Source organism: Photorhabdus luminescens subsp. luminescens (assembly GCF_001083805.1).
Taxonomy (GTDB): domain Bacteria; phylum Pseudomonadota; class Gammaproteobacteria; order Enterobacterales; family Enterobacteriaceae; genus Photorhabdus; species Photorhabdus luminescens.
In genome coordinates this window covers 115,808-140,540 of sequence record NZ_JXSK01000011.1, presented here as the reverse complement: position 1 = coordinate 140,540, position 24,733 = coordinate 115,808, and the positions used below count along the sequence as shown (strand labels likewise).

Sequence of the window (24,733 nt, the reverse complement as noted above, 5' to 3'; positions counted from 1 at the left end):
GTTTATATGGATTACCTGCTAACAAATAATCACGGTGAACTTCAACCTATAACGCCTGAATTACGCTGGCTTTATTCCCATCTGGAACGTATTGACCTGCTATTGCAGCACTATTATTACCAAAAAAAAGACAGATACAATTCATTGCCGGAAAGTTTTTTACTTACCGAAGGTGAAGTAGAACAACGTCTGGCAGAACCATTCGGTGTTCCTCACTGGCTACCTAAAGCAGATAATACTATTCACTGCTCAGAAACAACCGAGGAACCCCCTGCCTTTGATCCAATATCACTCTTGGTCGAACGTTTTGAACTCACTGAATTTGAACGTGATACCTTGTTGTTAGGTTTATTGCCCCATTTTAACAGTCGTTATCATTCACTATTTTCTGCTCTAAATGGCAATAGTAAAAAACAGTGGCCTAGTTTTGCTTTAGCAATTGAATTATTTAGCCAACGCCAAAGTGATTGGCAATTACTGCAAAACAGCTTGTTACCACAAACACCATTAATACGTAATCACCTATTACGACTCAATAACTGTGAAGAATCTGTCTGGTTACAAACGCAATTTTTAACCCACAGCGCTATCTGGCATTTTTTATCAGGCCAGCGGGTTATTTTACCGCCTCTAACAACCTGTGCTTATTGGAGCATTCCTGCCTCGCAAAATTGGTACCCGCCAATTCTTTATGATTCACTGGAAAAGATATTATTGAATGAAACCGACGAGATTCTTCCACTGGTAATACTTAGAGGAAAACAGGACAGTGCCAGAAGATTAGCAGTAAGCAATATTATGGCTTCTCATGATATCAATACGTTAACTCTCGATTTAGTCCGTCTGCCAGACGAAGAAAACCCAACTGAAATAGCTAACTTGCTGGCAAATGCAATACGGGAAGTCCGTCTACACGATGCTTGTTTATTAATCAGCAGTTTCTCTTTATTGGCGCAAGAAAAGAAAATATGGCATAACGAATTATCCACCCTACTCAATCAACCTAAATTACGCGTAATTTGTCTGGCAGAACCACAAGATTCATTAATGTGGATTAAACATCTACCAATGGTGCAAATTAATATGCCAGCACTCACTGTGGAGGATAGAAAAACAATGCTGCAAGCAAATTTACCGGATAATATCACTCAGAAAATCAATATGACTCAGCTATGTCAGCGTTTTTCATTTACAGCAGAAACATTACCACTCATTATTAAAGAAGCATATCAATATCAAATACTCCGGCAACCAACAGGCCAATTAGAAGAAACCGATCTACGTAAAGCATTAAATTTCCGCGCTCAACAGAATTTTGGCAAATTAGCCCAACGAATCACCCCCAAACGCAGCTTTAAAGATTTAGTGATTTCAGATGCCTTAGCGCAGCAATTAAAAGAAATTATCGCCGCCATTAATTACTGTGACCAAATTCTGGCGACCGGTTTTCAGGAAAAAATAGGTTATGGTACCGGTATTAGCGCACTATTTTACGGTGAATCAGGCACCGGAAAAACAATGGCCGCAGAAGTGATTGCCGAACAGCTTGGTGTTGATCTGATTAAAGTCGATCTCTCTACCGTGGTGAATAAATATATTGGCGAAACGGAAAAAAATATCGCGCATATTTTCGATTTAGCCGAAGCCGATTCTGGGGTGCTATTTTTCGACGAAGCTGATGCCTTATTTGGTAAGCGCAGTGAAACTAAAGATGCCCAAGACAGACATGCCAATATTGAAGTTTCTTATCTATTACAACGATTAGAAGATTATCCGGGATTAGTCATTTTAGCCACCAATAATCGCAGCCATTTGGATAGCGCATTTAATCGCCGCTTTACCTTTATTACCCGTTTTACTTATCCCAACGAAACATTACGTAAAAAAATGTGGCAAATCATTTGGCCGAAACAACTTAAATTATCCGACGAAATTGATTTTGATCATCTGGCTAAACGAACTGACCTAACCGGAGCGAACATCAGAAATATTGCCTTATTATCATCAATATTATCAGCAGATGATAACTGTGATAAAATTGAAAACAGACATATAGAACGGGCTATAATACTTGAATTAAACAAAACCGGCAGATTGGTATTTTAACTATTTCATAAAATTGGAGCTAATATGACAACGATAATTGCTTCCGACAATGCTATTATTGAAGTTAACAAGGCATTAAATACTATTTTATCCCTGTATTTAAATATTAAAGAGAATAACATCGATATCCGCTTTGACCTACCCGAAATTAATTCTATTCAATCAGAACCGACGGTCAGTGTATTTCTTTATGAAATACATGAAGATCTACAATTACGCTCTGCTGAACCAAGGCGCTATAATCCGGCAACCAGCACATTATTACCGGGATGGGTCAATATCAATTGTAACTATTTAATCACTTACTGGGATGCTAATAAACCCTCAAGTGACAGCTCCAGCCCAGATAGCCAACCGGATAATCAGGCGGCACAAGTTATGACACGGGTTTTAAATGCATTAATCAATAATCGCCAATTAACCGGTATTCCCGGCTCATATACCCGGGTTATTCCACAACAGGAAAATTTAAACAGTCTGGGTAATTTTTGGCAAGCTCTGGGTAATCGCCCGCGCCTCTCTTTACTCTATTCTATTACCGTGCCAATGAAACTTCAAAATATCGAAGACAATGTAATTCCAGTTAGTAAAATATCCGCTACCGTAGATCAAAAATCTAGCCTGGACAGTTCACAAATACATCAAGCCCTGATAGATAAATTATGTGCCGACTTAGGTGGTACAGAAGATGCCCGCCTTGCCCTTAATAAAGTGAATCTGATCACTCAATCTGCCACAGATAATAATAATAATCGTCAGGATAATGAAAACATTATTCTTGAAGTTTCGGGCATTACCCATTCAACTTATTTAGCTAAAATAAAAGATATCCTTTCCATATGGGTAAAAAGTCAAGAAGCTATTATTAGGGTCAATGGGATAAACATTATTATCTCAAAAGAGAATTCTGAAAAATTGATCGGAATTTAAAATCATTTTTTAATTATTATATTCATCAACAGGATGACAAACAATCTCCTATCTATTAATTGGTATTCTATATAAAATCTTTTATTAATAAATTAAATTTTTTATTTTATCGAATGAATCTTATAGGTAAAAATTACCAATATTTTTCTTATCATAAAACCATTAGGTGATAATATGCCAAAAAATAAACACAGTGAAAATAAAAACCATCTTAAAAATAGAGCAAAAGAGCTGCCAATACAGTCAAATCATTCTATTAATGATGATATAGACAGTGCTCCATTAGAAATAGGATTGGATTTAGATACCATGATGGGAAGCAGTTCTGTTAACTTAGATCAAATTCAAGACCATGCATTCTGGAAAGAAAATATTTCTGAGTATTACAAATGGATGGTTGTGGTCAAAGGTCACTTAACACAATTAGATTGGACCTTAAAATCAATGGACTCCCCTGAATCTGCTGGAAATAATGTGGCTAAAAATATAGGGACGACTGCACTACAAACACTATTAAGTACTGGAAGCAGTATAGCCGGCGGCACTATTGGCGGCGCTATAGGAAGCGTTATCGCACCAGGTGTCGGCACTATAGCGGGTGCGGGTATTGGCGCATTAGCCGGAACAGGATTGAATTACCTTAATGATACAGCTATTGGAAAATTAAATAAAAAGTTGAAGGTAGCTCACCCTTACCCTAAAACAAGAAACATGATAATCGATATCAACAATTACGATAAAAACCCCATCACTAAGGCAATAAAAAAGACATTCAATAAAGAGAATCTAAAAGTCACCGCAGGAAATTTATTAACATCAGAAATTATGAAAAAATTACTACCAATAAAAATCCCTGCTTATAAACTTGCTGATCTGGCTATATCACACCATAGGGCATTAGAAGGATTGAATGATGATAAAGCCAGACACATATTAGATTTTACCAATAGTATTCGTGAAGTTCTCAATGAAAGCCACTCTGATGCGGTGGCATTTATACGTGGAAAATATGGCGATAATGCAATGGGTCTCTCTGGGTTATCTTCTAAAATAATGAGGAAAAAATTAACCTTAGATACAATGGTAAGGACAAAAAACAAAATAGAGATTAAAATTAACAGTATTAATAAACAAGTATTAAAACTTTCCTCATACAACAGAAATGAATAATTAAATCAAGTATCAACATAATTGAACAATTGACATATACATTGACATAAGAGCATGTGGCACGAAGGATCTTGGCGACATAACTTACTAATATATTTCCTAAAAAAATCGACAGGTAATACTATGATTAAAAAAGACACTGCGGTCAAAAAATATAGCGAAAAAGAAAAACAAAAAAAACGCCCGTCACAATCGAATAATTCTATTAAGCACGATGAAGAAGATATGCTGAATAATGAAGAAATAATGAATGAAATCGGTGCATCAGCAGTAAATAGCAAAAAAATGACCGTCCAAGATTTCCTTACACTTAATAAAGATAATATTGGCGCACATGGATATAGACAAAATGAATCAGACCGTTTATTTAGTAATGAAGATAAAATTCCACGCTATTACGACAAAGCAAAAAAAGACGGAAAGAGACCCTATTTAACCTCTGAGCACACAATATTGAATAGCATACTTATTGGTGGTGAATCCAGAGGAGAAACTAAAATAAGTAAGGTATTAGAGTCATTTGGACATGCTTATCAAGAATTTGATAAAAATCATAGAGCTCATATTGGGAGTAACAAAACCGAATTAGATAGTAAAGATAAAGAAAAGGCGAGAGAATATAACGCATACAGTTCCGAACAAGCCAGCTTGTTATCAAAAGGCAAGACGGCTTTAGCTATTCAGTTGAATCAAATTTACTATAGAGGATTGGATAGCTATCGAGACACCAGGAAGAATAATGAAATATATAATAAAATGGCAGACGACTCATTTTTTTATTCAATAAGTAAAAAGGAAGATTATGCTCATTTGAGTGGGGAAGATGAAGTCACTATAGTCACCATTTCACCATTAGATAAATTAGAATTAGCAATATCACGATTAACGGTTATTTTAAATAGAGTACCAACGAACAGAGAATTAAGATATGTAGTTAATAAATATAATCTAACTGTTCCTGCCGGATATTTGCCATTTATTAACCATCCTGAATTCGATGATAGGAATATTTTTGATATTACGCCACAAATATCACCCGCTAAAACACCATTATCTCAAGAAGAAATACAAGCTCGTATTACAGCAGGAAAGAAAAAAAGAAGTGAAGAGAAAAATAAAAAAAACAATAACAACAAGAAAAGCAATAGTAAAAAATAGAATAAAATAATCATATTATCGGGAGATGGTACAGGCAATTCCCCAGGTTCATTCTTTATAGTAAAAAATGGCAAATAAAATAGCTCTATTGGGATAGACAGTCAATAACCATACCTCTCTTAATTAATCAGACCGAAGAGGGACAAAAATAACTTGCATAAAATAACTTCTTTCGGTAGCTATAATTGAGAACACTAATGTCAACAATGAGGGCAAACTGAATGACTAAATTAATCCTTACGCTGTCTATTATCCTCGGTCTTACCGGGTGTATTTCGCGGAAACAACCACTTTCTCTTGATTACATCGCGGGTAATGAAACATTTTATTTATCCAAACCTTGTATAGAACAAGCTCTTCCTGTAGGAGAAATCGGTGATGATTTAGCTGTGAATGCCAATAACATTTTTCTTAAGGTTAAGAAAGGACTGAATTGTAGTGACCGGTTCAAACTTTTTTTAGCAAGAAACTTAGGGAAAGAGCTGTTTATTTACTTTGACGGTAAGCCAATCATAAAAACCAGACTTGTTTCTATGATTCATCCAGAAGAAGGCTTCCATCAAGCAGTAGAATCGAAATCATTGTCAGATGAAATTCTTAGAGCCTTGAATCATCGGAAACTATGAAACTAGCAAAAGTACAGTACTGAGTAACCAGAAAATTAATGGTAAGAAATTGGCTGGAGATGCCAGTTTAACTACCGGGAATATGGGAAGATTCCTGAACATTTCCATTAGACATTCAAGTCCTGATGCCAAAAGACTTAATATGGAACATCAAACAGAGAGAATTGCAGAAAACGATGAAAGATGGAAAGCGGCGGCTATATAAGGGATAGCTGTGTCGCTATTGGCGACTAAAAAATTTAGTAGCCTTGGGAACTATTCGAATCTGTTGTTGTCTTACTGATTGACTATATAAGTTTCACTTGATTCGTAGAAATGAAGCTTCGTTATTAATATTCAATTAGAGGAAGGAAAAATTATGGCAATACCAGCTTATCTCTGGATTAAAGATGATGGGGGCTCAGATATTAAAGGTTCAGTTGATGTATTAGGTAGGGAGGGAAGTATTGAAATCCTTGGTTTTGGACATAACCTTCACATTCCTACTGACGGTAATACTGGAAAGTTAACTGGAACAAGAATTCATGCTCCTCTATGTTTTGAGAAAGAGTTCGATTGTTCATCCCCATATTTTTATAAAGCTGTGGCAAAAGGACAAACGTTAAAAATGGCTGAGATCAAATGGTACAGAATCGATGATGCTGGCCAAGAAAAAGAGTACTTCAATATGTTACTTGAAAACGTAAAAGTCGTATCTATATCACCAATTATGCACAATATAAAAGACCCATCACATCAACATCAAAACCACCTGGAATGCATTGAGCTTAGGTATGAAAAAATAACCTGGAAATATTGTGATGGTAATGTCATGTTTTCTGACGCATGGAGTGAAAGATAATCATGCCGATCACATGTACATTTACATTAAACGGAATGCCAACATCTATCCTTCATTGTATCGGGGTAGGATCTTTTCCTGCTTTTTCCGGACAAAAATATGGTAGAAACAATGCTTATATGACTACCGTGCAAGATATCGGGCCTTTACCAAAAGGCCGATACTTTATCGTTGGCCGCCAGTCCGGAGGACGTCTGAATGCAATTAGGATGTGGGTACTAAAAAATTTTTACGGTACTGACAGAGAAACATGGTTTGCTCTTTATCGTGATGATGGGAAAATTAATGATGAAACTTTCATTGAGGGTGTCAAAAGAGGTAATTTTCGGCTACATCCAATTGGGCCTCGCGGGCTAAGTGAAGGATGTGTTACGCTAACACAGCAGACGGATTTTGATTATATCCGAGCAGCTTTACTGAAAACGACAATGATACCTATTCCTGGCTCATCACTCAAAGCATATGGAACAATCAAAGTGAACTGATGAAGAAAACTTTATCTTTTATAAAATACATAATAGCGGCTTCTGTGATTTTCATTATAACGATGAAAATCATAGATATGATAACGCCGACTAGCTTCATTACATCATTCGCCAGTTTTTGGGGAATATATGGTATTGAGAATGTTATGGATTTATATCTAGATACATCAGCAATGCTATCAATAATAATATCCATTATATTGATAGCAAGCTATAAAAAACATATAAAAAAAAGGAAAAAATAGAATTGGTAAATAAAAGCCGGCCATTAAGTGATCTCACGAGCAAACGGATTAATCATTAATGGCTGGTTTTATATTAGTTGCAATATCAAGATAAAACATAAGATATATAATCTTACGTATCACGATTTCACATCAATCAAATGAGTCTGTACATTATTCTGTATAATTCCCCAGGTTCATTCTTTATAGCAAAAAATGGCAAATAAAATAGCCCTATAGGGATAGACAGTTAATAACCATACCTGGCGGATTCGACCAATAACTTTCATAGAATAGTTATTGTAAATATAATGTTTCCTCGTTTTTTATTTTCTGGTATTTGAGTTTTTAGGTTCTTATATTAATGCATTCGGTAAAGATTTTCCTGAGGAAATCTGGGAAGATGTTTTTTGTAACTTGGTAGAAATACTATACCTAATAGATTTCGAGTTGCAGCGCGGCGGCAAGTGAACGAATCCCCAGGAGCATAGATAACTATGTGACTGGGGTGAGTGAAAGCAGCCAACAAAGCAGCAGCTTGAAAGATGAAGGGTATATACCTTGACAATGAGTGGTAATGACTACCTGATAAGACAGAGAAACAGATTGTGGCAAAGAAAGAAAAACGGCCTCACCATGACGCATTATTCAAGCATTTTTTAACCCAGCCCGAAACGGCCAGGGAGTTTTTATCCCTTTATCTGCCCGAAGAGATCCAGTCGTTGTGCGATTTAGCCACATTGAAACTGGAGCCTAGCAGTTTTGTGGACCGGCATTTACGTCAACTGCACAGTGATGTGCTGTACTCGGTTGAAACAGCTCGGGGACGAGGTTATATCTATTGTCTGATTGAACATCAGTCCACCCCTGACCCGTTGATGGCCTGGCGGTTGATGTATTACGCCATGTCAGCGATGGCGGCTCACCTGAAAAAAGGCCATACTGAACTCCCTTTGGTGGCGCCTCTGCTGTTTTATCATGGCGAGGTTCGACCTTATCCTTACTCAAACCGGTGGCTGGATTGTTTTACGCTTCCTGAACAGGCTGCTCGCTTATACCGTCAGGCGTTTCCGTTGGTGGACGTTAGTGTGCTCAGCGATGAAGAAATCCTGACACATAAAGGCGTTGCCCTGATGGAGTTAGTGCAAAAACACATCCGCTGCCGGGATATGCTGGAATGGGTCCCCCAATTGGTGGAACTCTTGAATGCAGGGTATAATACAACCGAGCAGCGCAATGTTGTGTTAAGCTATATTTTACTGAATGGACATACGCTGGATCTCTCCCAATTTGTCCATCAACTGATTGAACAATCTCCGGAGCATGAAACAATGTTGATGACTATTGCAGAACAGCTTGAACAAAAAGGGCTTGAGCGAGGTATTGAGCAAGGCCGAACAGAAGGTAGAGAGGAAGGTAGACAGGAAGGTAGAGAGGAAGGTAGACAGGAAGGTAGAGCTGAAAATAAACTGGAAACGGCTCGGGCCTTATTACGGCATGGCGTAAGTTTGGACATTATTGTCACCAGTACCGGACTGAGCCGGGATAAAATTGAAATGTTAAAGCATTAAATTAATCTCCTTTTTCGCTGTAAAATGCCGATATTCAAGATCGGCATTTTTGTTCTTATTCAAGGTGATGGCTATACAAGGGACTTTTACGTTTACCCGGCGAAGCTGAAACCGGTCAGACTAAAGCAACTATCTCCGGAGCATGAAACAATGTTGATGACTATTGCAGAACAGCTTGAACAAAAAGGGCTTGAGCGAGGTATTGAGCAAGGCCGAACAGAAGGTAGAGAGGAAGGTAGACAGGAAGGTAGAGAGGAGGGTAGACAGGAAGGTAGAGAGGAGGGTAGAGAGGAGGGTAGACAGGAAGGTAGAGCTGAAAATAAACTGGAAACGGCCCGTGCCTTATTACGGCATGGCGTGAGTTTGGACATTATTGTCGCCAGTACCGGACTGAGCCGAGATAAAATTGAAGCGTTAAAGCATTAAATTAATCTTCTCTTTATACAGCAAAATGCCGATATTCAAGATCGGCATTTTTGTTCTTATTTATAGGGAGCAAAATGACACCTTAAGAGCATGAGGAACGCGATTAGGTGAGTTGTTTGCGGAAACAAAATCACGGTTTATAAAAAAACAAAAGTTATAATCTTATAATAAACCAATTATTGTCTTAATGAACAAATATCAATTTTAACTATTTACTGAATTTCGTAGAAAATCGGTTAAATCGAATTACTACTAAATTTCATAACCAATAAGCAATCAAAAAAGTACCAATTCCTGAACATAATTAATATTGATTTCAAACTATAATAGACGTATTATCTGCCACCCTAAAGAAATAATCTAACTGCAAACATGATTTCATTTTATCTATTTATTACTACCGTAAAAAATCCATTTTATTAGCACTGCAATAAGACTATACCTAATAGATTTCGAGTTGCAGCGCGGCGGCAAGTGAATGAATCCCCAGGAGCATAGATAACGATGTGACTGGGGTGAGTGAAAGCAGCCAACAAAGCAGCAGCTTGAAAGATGAAGGGTATATCTTTTTCCTCCCTAATCGGAAGAGATACTTTTCCTCTTATACCACCAAGATTATTTTCTCCTATAGCGATTTGTATAATCATACTTACCTATCTATTTTTTGATCATAAATTAATCGATAAAACAGAAAATAATTCTCCATTCATAATTTCCCTACCCCTAAAACCAAATAAAACCGCGCTAATACCTAAAATGGTTAACCTCTGCCATACCAACTAATAATTACCCTTCATTATTAATTAATATTCCCTCTAAAGATTCATTACTTATAATCATGCCGCTTTATTAAAAATGACCTAAATAGTTATCAGGCAAATTTTACCAGTATGAATAATAACCTCTTTGTCAGGTTGCTGCGGTAGCTATACCCATAGCTCAATGCGAGTAGAAACAAGGTGATAGCTGCTTTCTTGTCTCTTAAATATCAATAATTCACAAAGGAAAACATTATGGCTACAACTCCAGAACAAATCGCTGTTGAATATCCGATCCCTACTTATCGGTTTGTCGTCTCAATCGGTGATGAGCAGATCCCTTTTAATAGCGTTTCCGGGCTCGATATTTCCCACGATGTCATAGAATATAAAGACGGTACCGGTAATTATTACAAAATGCCCGGTCAACGTCAGGCGATCAATATTACCCTGCGCAAAGGGGTATTCGCCGGTGATACCAAACTTTTTGATTGGCTTAATTCCATCCAACTGAATCAGGTTGAGAAAAAAGATATTTCAATCAGCCTGACCAACGAAGCAGGCACTGAAATTTTAATGACCTGGAGTGTGGCAAATGCCTTTCCAACCTCATTAACCTCCCCTTCTTTTGATGCCGCCAGCAATGAAGTTGCTGTTCAGGAAATTTCCCTGACCGCAGATCGGGTAACTATTCAAGCGGCTTAAGACTCATTTATAAAGCTGTTTTACTCAGAATATCGCACAATAATTGGAGGCAATATGCCAACAGAATTAAAATATCCCGGCGTCTATATTGAAGAGGATGCCTCACCAGCCCTCTCTGTCCGCGCCGGCGCAACAGCAGTGCCTGTCTTTGCCGTTGCACAGGATAATTCATTAATATCCGATGATAATCCCTATATTCGTATTAGTAGCTGGTTGGATTATCTGTCGCTCAAAGGCGGTCAATTTACTCCCACCGATAAGCTTGATGTCGCACTGCGCGCTTATTTTATTAACGGCGGCGGTTATGGTTATCTCGTTAAAACCGAAGCGTTAGAACAACAAGTGCCAAAACTTGATGATGTCACCTTATTGGTTGCTGCCGGAGAAGATATCAATGAGGTGACGGGAAAACTTTGTAAACCGGGCAAAGGCTTATTTGCTATTTTTGATGGTCCAGTCACTCAAATCACTTCGGAGCAAAAACCCGATGAAGTGCTCAAATCTTATACCGCCACTGCCTATGGCGCCGTTTATTACCCTTGGCTGACCGCCGAATGGGGAGAAAATAAAGCCGCCATTGATATTCCACCCAGTGCCGTGATGGCCGGTATTTATGCCAGCGTCGATAACAATCGGGGTGTCTGGCAAGCACCCGCTAATGTGGCTATTCAAGGCGGATTGCAACCTAAATATCCAGTGACTGACGACCTGCAAGGGAAATATAACCAAGGCAAAGCGCTGAATATGATCCGTACCTTTCCTAAGAGCGGCGCTTTGGTTTGGGGAGCTCGTACACTTGAAGATAGCGATAACTGGCGTTATATCCCGGTTCGCCGCCTGTTTAACAGCGCAGAACAAAATATTAAAAATGCCATGAGAGCTATGGTATTTGAACCCAACAGCCAACCGACCTGGAAAACCGTGCACCGCGCTATCGATAACTATCTCTATGCCCTCTGGCAACAAGGCGGGCTGATGGGTAATAAAGCCGAACAGGCTTACTTCGTGCAGATCGGTAAAGGCGCCACCATGACCGATGACGATATCAATCAGGGCAAAATGATTGTCAAAGTGGGTCTGGCAGCAGTTCGTCCAGCCGAGTTCATTATCTTGCAATTCACGCAAAACATTGCTCAATAATTGGAGGCAGCATGCCAACAACACCAACTTATCCTGGCGTCTATATTGAAGAAGATGCATCACTGGCGCTTTCCGTCAGTCAAGGGAACACGGCAATCCCGGTTTTTATTGGCCGTTTCTTAACTAAAAAAACCAGTACAACGCCCCAAGCGACACGCATTAGTAGCTGGTTGGATTTCACTAACTTGTTCCATCTAGGTTGTGTGACATCAATCGCCATCACATCAACCGCTCCGACTCCTCCTGAAAAACCTAAAACCGACGACGGCGATACCTCCGTCAAAGACGATGCAAAGGCCGCGACGCTCAGCGCAGATGAAGAAACTCCCGATTACACTTACCAAGTGGTGGTGGATACCTACACAACGGGCAGTGATGCGTTAAAACTTTATTTCCAAAATGGCGGCGGACCTTGTTATATCCTGCCAATTACCGATACCCAAGAAGCTACTCTGGCATTCATCCCTGAGTTAATTAAGCAGGCATTAGAAATCACCTTAATCGTCTGTCCTGAACAAGATTCCAATTATCAGAGCAAGATATATAACAGCCTGACGCCAGCATTATTGAATGAGGGTTATTTCCTTATCGCTGATAATCAGGACAAAGCATCCGCCATCAGCGTTAACGTGCCGTCACAAACCGCAACGTATTATCCTGCGGTGAAAGTCTCACAGCTTATGCAAACGGAAGAGAGCCTCGTCGCTGTTTCAGGTTATCGGGATGCAGATACAACATCAGACACCATCACCAATCTGGTACAACTCAAAGAGAAAAACCTTGATGTCTATCAGCAAGCCGTCGCGGCAATACAGAATATAAGCAGAACGATTCCCGTCAGTGCAGTTATGGCGGGTGTCTATTGCGCCACTGATGCCAGCCGTGGCGTCTGGAAAGCGCCCGCTAACGTAGTGCTGAGCGGAATTAGTGATGTGGCGGAACGGCTCAGCGAAGATGAGCAAGGCGCCATGAATCAAAACGGGATCAATGCTATCCGTTATTTCAGCAACAAAGGTTTTGTCGTCTGGGGCGCACGTACCCTGCAAGATGATGACAACTGGCGCTACATTCCGGTTCGACGTTTATTTAATGCGGCAGAACGGGATATCAAGCAAGCCATGCGGTTTGCCGTCTTCGAACCCAATAGCCAACCTACCTGGGAACGGGTCCGGTCAGCCATTGATAACTATCTCCATCAACTCTGGCAACAAGGGGCGCTGGCCGGTAATAGCCCACAAGAAGCCTATTTTGTGCAAATCGGTCAAGGTCTCACGATGTCCGATGCCGATATTAAGCAAGGCAAAATGGTAGTCAAAGTTGGGATGGCGGCGGTGCGTCCGGCTGAATTTATTATCCTGCAATTTTCGCAAAATGTAACACAGTAACCGTACTGAGGCGCGGTTCGCCGCGCCTGTTCTATTGAGGAAACGAGAATGGAAATAACACAGCCGGGCGTCACCATCACGGAGAATCTGATATCCCAGAAACAAAATGAGGCATTTGTCGGTATACCGGTTTTTATCGGCTATACCCAACCTGCTGAAAATAGCCATGCCAATGATAAAACCGCCATCAAGCTCAATAGTCTGGCAGATTTTACCCTGTCATTTAAAAAGACAGGATTAATGTATCATTCCGTGCGTCACTTTTTTGAAAACGGCGGTCAGCAAGCCTATGTGCTGTCGCTAGGGTCTGATGAACCACGAGACGATTTTCAATCACTGACCAACACCCTACAGCAAGATTGGATTAAACAAGCGATCTCCGCACAGAATGCTATCACGCTGATTGTGGTCCCCGATATTGTCTATCTGAATCAGATGAACAATCCCAACTCGGAAATCGATCAACACGATAAGGTTCAATTCTGGCTACAGTTTTGGCAATCCGTACTTAACCTTTGCAAGAATCGACGCGGCATCATGGGATTACTGGATGCCCCCGATGATCCCGCACTGGCCGTTGAATGTTTAACGCAGTTCTCTTCCAATGATCGGCAATGGGCCGCGGTATATTGGCCAAGAGTAAACAGCGCCTATCAGGAACAAAATCAACCGGTTGTCCTTTCGCCAACTGCGGCAGTGGCTGCCGTCATCCAGCGTAACGATAACCAAATGGTTGTCTGGCATGCGCCCGCCAACGTCGCGTTAGCCAAAGTGATCAGCCCAATACGCTCTCACATTGAAGCCGATGCCCTGTTTAATCAGGATGGCGCCTCGTTGAATCTGGTTCGCAGCTTCCCCGGCAAAGGGACAAGAATCTGGGGATGCCGCACGCTGGATAACACCCCCGGCTCTCCTTGGCGCTATATCCAGACTCGCCGTCTGGTTTCCTATATTGAAGCCCATATGACTCAACTGGGCCGGGCCTTTGTGTTTGAACCTAATAACGCCATCACCTGGATGAAGTTTAAAGGTCAAGCTTACAACTGGCTGCATCAGTTATGGCTAAACGGCGGACTACGGGGCACTCAGGAAGATCAAGCCTTTGAGGTATTGCTAGGAGTTGATGAATCGATGAGCGAAGCGGATCTGCGGGCCGGGAAAATGATCATGAAGATCAGGCTGGCGCTGTTAATTCCGGCGGAATTTATTGAGCTGAGTCTGACATTTGATACCCGCACCGGCATCACCCATTAAACAGGGGCAAAATATGAACATCTTATACACCCCATCAGTATCACACCGTTTTATCGCCAGTTTTCTGTTTAACAACATCCCTAGCCCACTCGACATAGCTTTCCAACGAATATCGGGCCTCAGCCGCGAACTGCAAACTAGCCAACACAGTCAGGGCGGAGAAAATGCCAGAAATGTTTGGCTAGCCGAGAAGATCCAACACGGCAGTTTAGTACTGGAACGCGGTGTTATGACCGTTACGCCGCTGACTTGGGTATTTGATCGCGTCCTGCGCGGCGAGAAAGCAGTTTATGCCGATGTGGTCATCATGCTACTGAATGAAAACACCTTACCCGTGGCAAGCTGGACGCTAAGTAACGCGCTGCCGGTTCGCTGGTCCACCGGCGACCTTGATGCCAATAGCAATACGGTTTTGGTTAATGCGCTGGAGTTACGTTATCAGGATATGCGCTGGTTAGGAGTGAAAGCATGACCGTCGAAATTAAGGAACTGATTATTCAGGCCAAAGTCACCGATTCGGCGAGTCATCCGGTCGCGCCGCCAACATTAGCGCAGGAAGCGCTGGATGACGCCCGCCTGATTGAGAAAGTGAAACAAGCAGTATTAGACGCATTGCGTGAAACAGGAGGTCATTATGAGCTTAATTGAACGCAGCCTATCCAAACTCACCCTCACCGCCTTCAAAGACCGCGAGGGGAAAATCTCCGTAGGCAGTTTACAGGCGATGTATAACCCTGATGCCATCCAGCTCGATTATCAAACCCGTTATCAGCAGGATGAAAGCATTAACAGCGCCAGCCAAAGCAGCCGCTATGTGTTATCCCAACCGGCGGGTCTGTCATTAATCCTATTATTTGATGCCGCCATGCCCGGCAACAACACGCCGGTAGAAACCCAACTGGCAACGCTAAAAGCCTTATGTGCCGTGGATGCCAGTACTAACGTCCCTCACTTTCTTAAAATCAAATGGGGCAAAATGCGTTGGGAAAACAAAGGCTATTTTGCCTGTCGCGCCAGCGGTCTCAGCATTCATTACACCCTGTTTGACCGGGACGCCACACCGTTGCGGGCCAGCGCTACCTTATCTCTGGCAGCAGATGAAAGCTTTGTCATTCAAGCCACCGAGCAGCAATTAAAATCACCACCGGTTACCGCAGTTAATATAACCGATATGCTCTCCCTGCCCTTGATCGCTCTCGGTGCTGGCGCCTCTCTGGCGGGCGGTATCGATTATCTCTCGCTGGCCTGGCAAAACGATTTGGATAATCTTGATGATTTCACGCCGGGGCAAACGCTGCAAGCACAGGGGGAGGCATGAAGATACCGACGATAACGCTCAAAATCGGTGGTAAAGCCCTTAGCCAACTTACGGTTATCAATCTGACAGTTAACCATCATATTAATGGCATTCCCTCGGCTAATATCACTTTGGGGATCGCCGGTGATGCCAGTCATATCTTTGATGCCAAGGCGCAAGCTGAATTGGCAAGTTGCCGCCCCAGTCATCAACTGATTGTGCAAATCGAAAAAACCGTGGTGTTTAAAGGGATCATCGTTCGGCAAACATTGGGACTTAAAGGTCAGGACAGCATCATTACTCTGACCGCCAAACATGCGTTGCAAAAATTAACTCACAACTGCCACTCGCAATTGTTCAACAAACAGAGTGATGAGGCGATTATCAAGAAATTGTTTAGCCAAGCGAGTATCCCCGTCACGATAAAACAAGCCCCGCAGCTTAACACCGTACATGAGCAAATGGTGCAGTTTCGCTGTAATGACTGGGCTTTTCTAAAAAACCGGCTGCTCGCGACTCATACTTGGTTATTGCCCGGCAACGATAGCGTGACGCTGGTCACCCCGGAATCACTGAATCGGTCAACCGTACATACCATCCACCAGCGAGCTCGCCATCAGGATGCGGTGTTATTTGAGGCGAATCTGCAATGGGATAACCAACGTAGCCCCAAAACCGTGAGCGTACAATCCTGGGATGTCGCCCAACAAAAACTGTCTCCAGCCAATCAGGCAAAAAACAGTAATCTCGGTCGCAATCAACTCGCCACAGACAATCTAGCGTCATTGACCAATCAACAATGGCAATGGGTTTTCAGCTATCCGTTAGATAATGAGCAGGCCAAACAACTGGCTCAAGGCATCCTGAATAACCGCCGAAGTCATAATGTCTCCGGTAATTTTGAGGTCGAAGGCGATAACCGTTATCAAGCCGGTGATGTTCTGGCGTTAAGCGGATTTGGTCAAGGGATGGACGGTCAGGCGATTATCACTGGCGTCAGTCACACCATCAATCAACGGCAAGGCTGGCGTACTCGGCTGACTCTGGGGCTATTACCGGAAACAGAGCAAGTTGTACCGCAGGCGAAAGAGCTGCATGTCGGGGTTGTGGAAAAATACCAGCGAGATAGCCAGTCACTGGGGCGCATTCCGGTCAAAATACCGGCCTTAAACTTAACCAACGGCACCCTTTTTGCCCGCTTAGGTAAACCTTACGCCAGTCATGAAAGCGGCTTCTGCTTCTACCCTGAACCGGGGGATGAGGTGATTATCGGTTTCTTTGAATGTGATCCCCGCTTCCCAGTGATATTAGGATCGATGCACAACCCTAAAAATAAGGCGCCGTTAGAACCGAGTGAAAAAAATCCGGTGAAAACCTTAGTGATTAAACAAGGAGAGAACCAGCAGGCATTATTATTTAATAATAAAGATAAAACGCTCGCATTAAATAGCGGAAAACATACCTTATCTCTGCAACAGGATAAAGATATCACGCTTCATTCGGCTAAAAACCTCATCACCAATGCTCAGGAAATTAAAATAGAGGCGGAAAAATCTCTATCTGCTTCTGGGAAATCCGGGGTGGATATTAAAGGTGCGAAAATTAACTTAACCCAATAATTAAGGTAATGAGATGACAAATACAGTATTAACCAACACCGTATTAGCCGATATTTATGGTAGAGGTTGGGCCTTTCCGCCGCAATTTTCTATCAAAGATAATATTCATCCAGAAATAGCAACCGGCGTCACAATGGCGGAAGGAGCAGAAAATGTTCGTCAAAATATGAAAATTCTTTTTCTCACCGAACCCGGCGAACGAATTATGCGTGAAAATTATGGCTGTGGCCTGAGTGATTATCTGTTTGCTAATATCCGTGACGAAATGATGGCCGAAATTCAAACTCGGATTGAAGAACGAGTATTACGTTATGAACCCCGCGCCGATATCAGCGAGATCCAAGTAAACCAGAGAACCGACGTGCCGAATACCCTGCATATTCAGGTCACTTACACCCTGAGAGGCAGCGAAATCGGCCAGCAAATTGAAGGCGCCCTTGAAATTAATGAAGGTCGGGTACAGGTGAGCTTATGAGCAAACAACTGGTGGTGGATGGCGATACCTTGCTGTTCGAGCCGTTATTTGGCAACCGGCAAGTCACCATCTTAGGGCCAGCAACCATCCGGGGTAGCGGACACGCCAAAATTCAGGGCAAAAAGATCGTCACAGTGGGTGATGAAAAAAAAGTTCAACTGCAAGCGCAATATATTACCCCGAGTCACCCGGTTCCCGGCATGGGGATGGTCACCATTGCTCAATTGGATGCCAGCCAGCAGGTAAACTTCTGCCGTAGTCCAGTCACGGTGATTATCGTCGGGCAACAATTTATCGCCCGTTTTACCCCGACACAGCCAGCCAATAATCCATCGAGCGGCCCGGATGTGACAGCCCCCAGTATGGGCAAAGGCCGTTTTATTGCCAGTCAATATGCGGTCACTGCCGGATAAATAATCTTTCCAATTTTAATTTTAAATAACAATATTTCCAAAGGTGATAAAAATATGGGACAAGCCGAGTTAGAAAATAAACTCTCTGCTATTGTACCAGATACTGAATTTAAACTTGATGAAAGAAGCACGCTAGATATTTTAAATTGGCTTAAAGCTTACGCTGAAGAAATCCCTTTCGATCAAGAAAAAAAACAGTTCTGGGATAGTTTCTACTTTATTCAAGCAAATAATCCTCAACAATTAGCCGATATTTACCAAAACGTGAATAAAGCGAATGGATTTTTACCTGCCCATCAAGCTTTTGTCCTAGCTTTTTTAAAGTTATTAGAAACAACTAATCGATTATTAAATACCTTTCCGGCCCGGCACCGTAATCTTTATTACCGGGAATTATTGGGACTCAAACCCAAACAAGCGCAAGCGGATAAAGTTGCGATAGGGATTACGCTCAATCCTGACAGCACAGAATCGTTGATAGCTCAGGGTACGCTATTTGATGCCGGGCAAGATAACGCCGGTACCCCGCTACAATATGCGTCAGATAGGGATTTACTGGCTAACCAAGGGGAGCTGACCGACCTGCGTTGGTATCGGAAAAAAGATGATGGTTGGTTATCGGCAATCCTCTTCAATCTTGCAGATAACATGGCATTGCCTGAAAACGGTATTCGACTTTTTAGCCCAACGCCCAATGACATTCCAGTTTTGTCTGGTTATCTGATCACTTCGCCTTTATTTGCCATGTCAGCAGGAGAACGCACGATTAAAGTCACATTAGCCAGCGAGTGGACCGGTAAATCCGAGCACATCACGGCTAATATCAGCGCAGAAAATCGCTGGCTTTCCTTATCGGTAAAACTTGTCAACAAAACAACGCTTGAACTTGGATTATCCGCCAGTGATGCACCGACCACGCCTCCTGATGCTCTGGATAATATGACGTTTGATGTACCGGTATTAAAGCTAGGCGCCGCTCAAGGCCCTATTCTACCCAAGATTACCGGGATCGAAGTCAGTGCTAACGGTAACCGCAGTGTGCTCTACACCTCTGATGGCGGTATCGAACAAACGGACACCTCCAGCTTCCCTTTTGGTCAATCACCGTCGTTAGGTTCTGGTTTCAATCTAATTGCCCCAGAATGGTATGGCACTGAAAGCGCCACCGTGACGATTACCCCCCAATGGGTGGGATTGCCGCAACAAAACTTTTCAAAATGGTATGGAAGATATGAAACTAAACCCGACAATAGTGCCTTTAAAGTACAGGGTTATTTAATCACGCCCCAAAAGAGAGAAAAACTTAATGAAGCGCAGTCATTATTCAATGGAAAAGAAGCACCACAAGGACAAAGCCTAAAATTCACCTTGCCAACAATGCATTACCCTGTTGCAGATAGTCCATCTCCCAATGAATGGCCGGCATCAATACGCATAGAATTGGATAAGCAGGATTTTATGCACACTCAATATTGGCAAAATCCCACGGACAAAAATGTCCCTTATACGCCGCAAATCAGTGCATTGCAGATTCAATTCAGCGCTAAAGCTAAAACTGGACAATTTTCCGTCTATCCCCTAACGCCTTTTGGCCGGGGCGAAGCAGCAGCAGAAACGCCTGCATTAACTCATGAAGCATTCTATTTAGGCTTTACGGGTGTACTGCCGGGGCAAACTTTATCTCTCTATTGGCAATTGGCAGGTGTTAAAGCACTCGCGTTATCTTGGTCTTATCTCAATAAGAACAACACCTGGAGCAAATTAGACAAATTAGTTGACGACCAAACCCATAACCTGTTTGACCGGGGTATCTGGCGCACCTTATTGCCACAGGATGCGGCCAATCAGGCGGCCCTGATGCCTACGGGACGCTATTGGCTGAAAGCAGAGATAACTCATCAAACCGATCCCCAAGATTACCCACGCATTAAGGGTCTACTGTATAACGCCACCACGGCGACATTAATCAACGCAGAAACCGTTGAGCAGAATCACTTTATCAATGGATTAGCCGCAGATGCCATTAAACAACCCACCAACCCGCTAGTTGCCATCAGCAACGTCACCCAACCTTGGGCCTCGTGGAACGGTCGCCCGCCAGAAACCGAGCAAGCCTTCCTGACGCGACTTCCTGCCCGCTTATCCCACCGCAATCGGGTACTGAGTTGGGGCAACATTGTCACCTTATTAAAAGAGCAATTTATCAGCTTGTTTGATGTCAAATACCCGTCTGCCAGTGAATTAACCAAAATTCCGGCGCCGAATACACAGCAACTGATTGTGATCCCCGACAGCCGTTACAAAGACAACGATGATGGATTGCGTCCAACGTTAAACCCCGCTCGACTGGCAGAGATGGTCGAATGGATCAAACAACTCAGCAGCCCTTGGGCAACCATTGAAATTAACAATCCCACCTACGTTGACGTTAATGTGAATTATCAAGTGACCTTTATCGCGGGCGTTAACCCCGACTACGGCCATCACCAGCTACAGCAGGAATTAAGCCGCAACTATATGCCGTGGGGCGAAAATCCGGCTATCGGCGTGACAACCGGTAATCGCATTGATTATTACCAGTTATTAGCCACGATCCAGCAATCTCCTCTGGTGGAACGCGTCACCGATTTAAACATAACCATCGCTAACCGAGTCACAGGCGCCGTGGGTAAAAGTATCGAAGCCGCCGATGATGAAGTGCTGATTTTAGTCTGGCCAGAGCAGCGTCCCTCAAACCAAGGAGTTAACCAATGAGTCATCAGGATGCCCTGTTTCCCATCGTCAAAGACGACATTACCTTCGATGCCTTACTTGCTCAGGCCAAAACGGTGATTGAGCAGCAATCCGGTCAATGCTGGAGCAATAGCAATGAAAATGATCCCGGCACCACCTTATTGGAAGCTTGTTGTTATGGCGCCTCCGATCTGGCCTATCGCCACGCATTGCCACTGAGAGATCTGCTGACGCCAAAACCGGAAGAACAGCTATCCGGCGACGGTATTTTCCCGCAAGAGTTTGGCCCACAACAAACGCTGACCTGTGGCCCCATCACCGCAGAAGATTATCGCCGGGCTTTGCTAGACCTACATAGCAGTGACGCAATTAATGACACCAATGAAGGTTATTTTTTATTTAATGATGTCCAATTAATTCGTGAACCTGAAAATCAACGCTATAAATATTGGTATAACAAACAGAAACGTGAATATACCTTTAATGATTTAGGCGCGGACGGCGAATTAGCACTAAGAGGAAATTACTGGCTCTATTTACTCCCTAGCCGGGAAACGCAGGCCGATAATAAGCTGGCTCAGGAAAAACTTAACGCTTTCCTAAAAAATAACCGTAATCTGGGGGAATCCGTCAGTCACATTATTTGGCTGCAACCCACCGATCTGCCTTTACAGATTGATATTGAACTTGATGATAACGTCATTGATCTTCCTGATATTTTCGCCCAAGTTTATATGACGGCGGAACAGATGGCGCAGGCAAACCCAAAACGTTATACCACTCAGGCCATGAAAGATCAGGGTTACCATCATGAAGAGATATTTTCCGGCCCTTATTTACATCACGGTTGGATACCGACATTACCTCAAGTTAAAGATTACACCGATGCTACCGTATTAAATCTCAGCCATTTGGTTAACCGATTATTAGCTATTAAAGGTATTCAAAGTGTAACCCGGCTGGCATTAACTCATCACGACGAAACTATTACTCAACTGTCGGACGATAATTGGTCCTGGAAAATCGCCCAAGGATATTATCCCAGACTATGGGGTAACGACCCCTTAGCATTAATTACCTCACCAAACAGCCCGCTCACCATTACCGCCAAAGGGGGCGTTAAAATTGGCGTTTCCAAACAAGATATAGAAAAAAAGCTTATTGCAGAACCCCTAATTGATACGCAGCCGGAATTACTGCATTGGGGTAAACATCGTAAAGTTCTGGATTATTACCCTGTGAGTAATAAATTACCGGCTTGCTATGGATTGCAGACCAATAAACCAACTCCACAACAAGTGCAGTTGCACCAATTTATGCTGCCGTTTGAACAAATGTTGGCTAACGGCTGTGCCGAATTGGCCCTGTTACCAAAATTACTGGCCTTTAAACAACGAGGGGAAACGGTACACGGTGTGCAATGGCCTTTTAAAGCAGATACCCTCGGTGACAACATTCATCAACAGATCATCCCTGACTTAACCGCAAAGCTGAGCCGTGATTCACAAATCTATATTGATGACAAAATTCAGAGCGAAAACTATATAAAGGAAGTGACAATTCTGGATCATCTGTTGGGCTATTTTGGCGCTCAACTTGCCGCCAGACCACTCACCCTTGATTTTCAGGATTTTCTGGACACCCAACGTGGTTATCTGGCTCAACAACCCGAATTGACCTATCAACGTAATAATATTCGGATTGATAAAGTGTCCGCATTGCAAAAACGGATTGCTGCCCGATTAGGTTTGGGCGGGGAATGTTTCATTGATACGCCTGATCTGGCTAATCTGCCTTTCTATTTAATTGAACATCGCCAGTTATTACCGGAAAAACCCGATACCCAATTCAATGCTGAGCAAAAGCCCGATTCTCTGGCAGTTGAAGATGACCAGTTAAAAATTACCCAACAAGGTACCGCAGGCCGCTTATTACAAGGCCAAGTAATTAACCTGATTATCATTGAAGATGATAGAGAGTTTATATTGCGGGGCCAGATGATCACCGAGGTGACAGGAGATACTTTCTCTCTTAGCTCGCGTAACAGCACGGGGTTGGAGCACAATTTGCACCGGGTGCAACAGGCATTTGATGATGGTAAGTTACGTTGGCAAAATAGCCCGGTGTGGCTGGAAGATATGGATTATCAATTAGTTTATGCCAATGAGACGTATAAAAACGCGACCGAAGATGAACGTTGGATCACCTCCAGCGCCCAAAGCCCTTTTCCTGCAATGATCGAAGTCAATGACGAAATCACGCTGAAATATGTCATTACCCCATCCAAACCATCGCAAAAAATATTAGCGCGTAGTGAACCGCGATCCGAATATGAACTCAAAGCCCGCGTCATTAAATTTGATCGCATTCAAGGTAAGATATTAATTAAATGCAACCAAGACTCACTAAATAAAGACTTTCCGGCCGAGACCGAAGCCTGGCGTTATCGCTGGTACTTCTCCAGCGAAAAATACGCCTTGGCCGATCGCTTCTCATTTGTCGTCAGCGTGGTAGTGGATCATCAGTTAATTGCAAGTAACAGAGTTGACCCTTATAAACTGGAAGCTTGGGTGAAAACAGAGATACTCGCTGAATTCCCCGCGCATATTTCGATGATTATTCACTGGTTATCACCGGAACACTTTGAAGATTTTGCCAATACCTACAAACGCTGGCAAAACAATGACGCGCCGTTAGGAGATGAGGCATACCATATTTTAGAAACCTTAACTTTAGGGCGCCTGCCTTCCGCTGCAACGGGTATTGGTAGTATGCGAATTGCTACTGAACAACAACGTATTGACGTAATTGGCGAGTCTGGGGATAAATGGAACGAAGAAGTCATAAAAGGTGATCAATTATTATATGTGCCTTATACTAAGAAGGTAGTATGGGTAAATATCGATCTTAATAAAGAGAATAATAAAGAAACCACTGTTTCAGAGTTTCTGTATCAACCGGTAGATAATAAAGGCAAGCTGGTATTTCTAACCGATAACAGTCAGACAGGCCCTGAATATGCCGTACTGGAATCAGATAATGCATGGACAGATTACACTATCAAAGTGAAGAAAAACAAAAATGGTGTTATTACCGATGAAACATTACATATTAAAGGAAGGAAGAAAGTCGGGCTTAATTTAGCATGGAAAGCAATGAATTTATACGATCCACCGGCAGGAAATAGCTGGTCATTCTATTACGGATTTGTATTAGGCGATAACCAAGATCTTTCTGGCGCATTATTTTACACCGAAGAGCCGATTATTTTATCGCTGAATTATATATCTGACCCTAATGACCTTAAAGGAGAAACCCGGACAAAATTCGGCTTTAATTTTACTTATGATGGAAATAAACCTTAACAATATACAATAAATATCTTATTTATATATCAGAACATTTCAAGAATCTCAG

Annotated in this window: 20 protein-coding genes and 1 pseudogene; all 21 read left to right on the top strand. The window is 42.4% G+C overall.

Annotation, left to right across the window (positions count from 1 at the left end; all coding sequences use genetic code 11):
* The first annotated feature begins 6 nt into the window (after nucleotides 1-6).
* The 21 genes and pseudogenes from TI10_RS21140 to TI10_RS21030 all read left to right on the top strand — a co-directional run bounded on the left by TI10_RS21140 (nucleotide 7) and on the right by TI10_RS21030 (nucleotide 24,681).
* Entirely contained in the window at nucleotides 7-2,106 is a 2,100-nt protein-coding gene (locus TI10_RS21140; protein ID WP_049585298.1) for an ATP-binding protein, read from the top strand.
* A 24-nt stretch (nucleotides 2,107-2,130) separates the two neighbouring features.
* A complete protein-coding gene (locus TI10_RS21135) occupies nucleotides 2,131-3,036 on the top strand; it encodes a DUF4255 domain-containing protein (protein ID WP_049585297.1) in 906 nt (301 codons plus the stop codon).
* 174 nt (nucleotides 3,037-3,210) lie between these two features.
* Nucleotides 3,211-4,206, top strand: coding sequence for a hypothetical protein (locus tag TI10_RS21130; protein ID WP_049585296.1), 996 nt, complete (start codon nucleotides 3,211-3,213; stop codon nucleotides 4,204-4,206).
* A 123-nt stretch (nucleotides 4,207-4,329) separates the two neighbouring features.
* Nucleotides 4,330-5,364, top strand: a complete 1,035-nt coding sequence (locus TI10_RS21125; RefSeq protein ID WP_049585295.1) for a hypothetical protein — start codon at nucleotides 4,330-4,332, stop codon at nucleotides 5,362-5,364.
* A 221-nt stretch (nucleotides 5,365-5,585) separates the two neighbouring features.
* A complete protein-coding gene (locus tag TI10_RS21120) occupies nucleotides 5,586-5,990 on the top strand; it encodes a hypothetical protein (protein WP_049585294.1) in 405 nt (134 codons plus the stop codon).
* Nucleotides 5,991-6,348: 358 nt separating this feature from the next.
* Nucleotides 6,349-6,831 carry an Hcp family type VI secretion system effector gene (locus TI10_RS21115; RefSeq protein ID WP_049585293.1) on the top strand — a complete coding sequence of 161 codons (483 nt, stop codon included), beginning with the start codon at nucleotides 6,349-6,351 and terminating at the stop codon, nucleotides 6,829-6,831.
* Between the two features lie 2 nt (nucleotides 6,832-6,833).
* Nucleotides 6,834-7,316: a DUF2778 domain-containing protein gene (locus TI10_RS21110; protein WP_049585292.1), complete on the top strand. Its 483-nt coding sequence runs from the start codon at nucleotides 6,834-6,836 to the stop codon at nucleotides 7,314-7,316.
* Between the two features lie 832 nt (nucleotides 7,317-8,148).
* Complete coding sequence (locus tag TI10_RS21100; RefSeq protein ID WP_049585290.1) at nucleotides 8,149-9,111, top strand: Rpn family recombination-promoting nuclease/putative transposase; 963 nt, start codon at nucleotides 8,149-8,151, stop codon at nucleotides 9,109-9,111.
* Nucleotides 9,112-9,228: 117 nt separating this feature from the next.
* Nucleotides 9,229-9,537, top strand: a pseudogene (locus TI10_RS21095) (ISNCY family transposase); the annotation flags it as partial.
* A 1,013-nt stretch (nucleotides 9,538-10,550) separates the two neighbouring features.
* Nucleotides 10,551-11,000, top strand: a complete 450-nt coding sequence (locus tag TI10_RS21085; RefSeq protein ID WP_049585287.1) for a phage tail protein — start codon at nucleotides 10,551-10,553, stop codon at nucleotides 10,998-11,000.
* 54 nt (nucleotides 11,001-11,054) lie between these two features.
* Complete coding sequence (locus TI10_RS21080; RefSeq protein WP_049585286.1) at nucleotides 11,055-12,140, top strand: phage tail sheath family protein; 1,086 nt, start codon at nucleotides 11,055-11,057, stop codon at nucleotides 12,138-12,140.
* Nucleotides 12,141-12,151: 11 nt separating this feature from the next.
* The gene (locus TI10_RS21075) at nucleotides 12,152-13,525 is read left to right on the top strand and encodes a phage tail sheath family protein (protein WP_049585285.1); all 1,374 of its coding nucleotides are present in this window, start codon (nucleotides 12,152-12,154) and stop codon (nucleotides 13,523-13,525) included.
* 48 nt (nucleotides 13,526-13,573) lie between these two features.
* A complete protein-coding gene (locus TI10_RS21070) occupies nucleotides 13,574-14,779 on the top strand; it encodes a phage tail sheath family protein (protein ID WP_049585284.1) in 1,206 nt (401 codons plus the stop codon).
* A gap of 13 nt (nucleotides 14,780-14,792) precedes the next feature.
* Nucleotides 14,793-15,251, top strand: a complete 459-nt coding sequence (locus TI10_RS21065; RefSeq protein ID WP_049585283.1) for a phage tail protein — start codon at nucleotides 14,793-14,795, stop codon at nucleotides 15,249-15,251.
* Nucleotides 15,248-15,427: a DUF5908 family protein gene (locus TI10_RS21060; protein ID WP_049585282.1), complete on the top strand. Its 180-nt coding sequence runs from the start codon at nucleotides 15,248-15,250 to the stop codon at nucleotides 15,425-15,427. Before TI10_RS21065 ends, TI10_RS21060 begins: the two co-directional genes overlap by 4 nt.
* On the top strand, nucleotides 15,414-16,097 hold the full coding sequence (locus tag TI10_RS21055) for a CIS tube protein (protein WP_049585281.1): 684 nt from the start codon (nucleotides 15,414-15,416) through the stop codon (nucleotides 16,095-16,097). The genes TI10_RS21060 and TI10_RS21055 overlap by 14 nt, the downstream gene beginning before the upstream one ends.
* Nucleotides 16,094-17,695 carry a phage baseplate assembly protein V gene (locus tag TI10_RS21050; RefSeq protein ID WP_049585280.1) on the top strand — a complete coding sequence of 534 codons (1,602 nt, stop codon included), beginning with the start codon at nucleotides 16,094-16,096 and terminating at the stop codon, nucleotides 17,693-17,695. The genes TI10_RS21055 and TI10_RS21050 overlap by 4 nt, the downstream gene beginning before the upstream one ends.
* A 13-nt stretch (nucleotides 17,696-17,708) precedes the next feature.
* A complete protein-coding gene (locus tag TI10_RS21045; protein ID WP_049585279.1) occupies nucleotides 17,709-18,170 on the top strand; it encodes a GPW/gp25 family protein in 462 nt (153 codons plus the stop codon).
* Nucleotides 18,167-18,583, top strand: coding sequence for a hypothetical protein (locus TI10_RS21040; protein WP_049585278.1), 417 nt, complete (start codon nucleotides 18,167-18,169; stop codon nucleotides 18,581-18,583). Before TI10_RS21045 ends, TI10_RS21040 begins: the two co-directional genes overlap by 4 nt.
* Nucleotides 18,584-18,637: 54 nt before the next feature.
* The gene (locus TI10_RS21035; protein ID WP_049585277.1) at nucleotides 18,638-21,337 is read left to right on the top strand and encodes a hypothetical protein; all 2,700 of its coding nucleotides are present in this window, start codon (nucleotides 18,638-18,640) and stop codon (nucleotides 21,335-21,337) included.
* Nucleotides 21,334-24,681 carry a hypothetical protein gene (locus TI10_RS21030; protein WP_049585276.1) on the top strand — a complete coding sequence of 1,116 codons (3,348 nt, stop codon included), beginning with the start codon at nucleotides 21,334-21,336 and terminating at the stop codon, nucleotides 24,679-24,681. Before TI10_RS21035 ends, TI10_RS21030 begins: the two co-directional genes overlap by 4 nt.
* Nucleotides 24,682-24,733 lie beyond the last annotated feature (52 nt).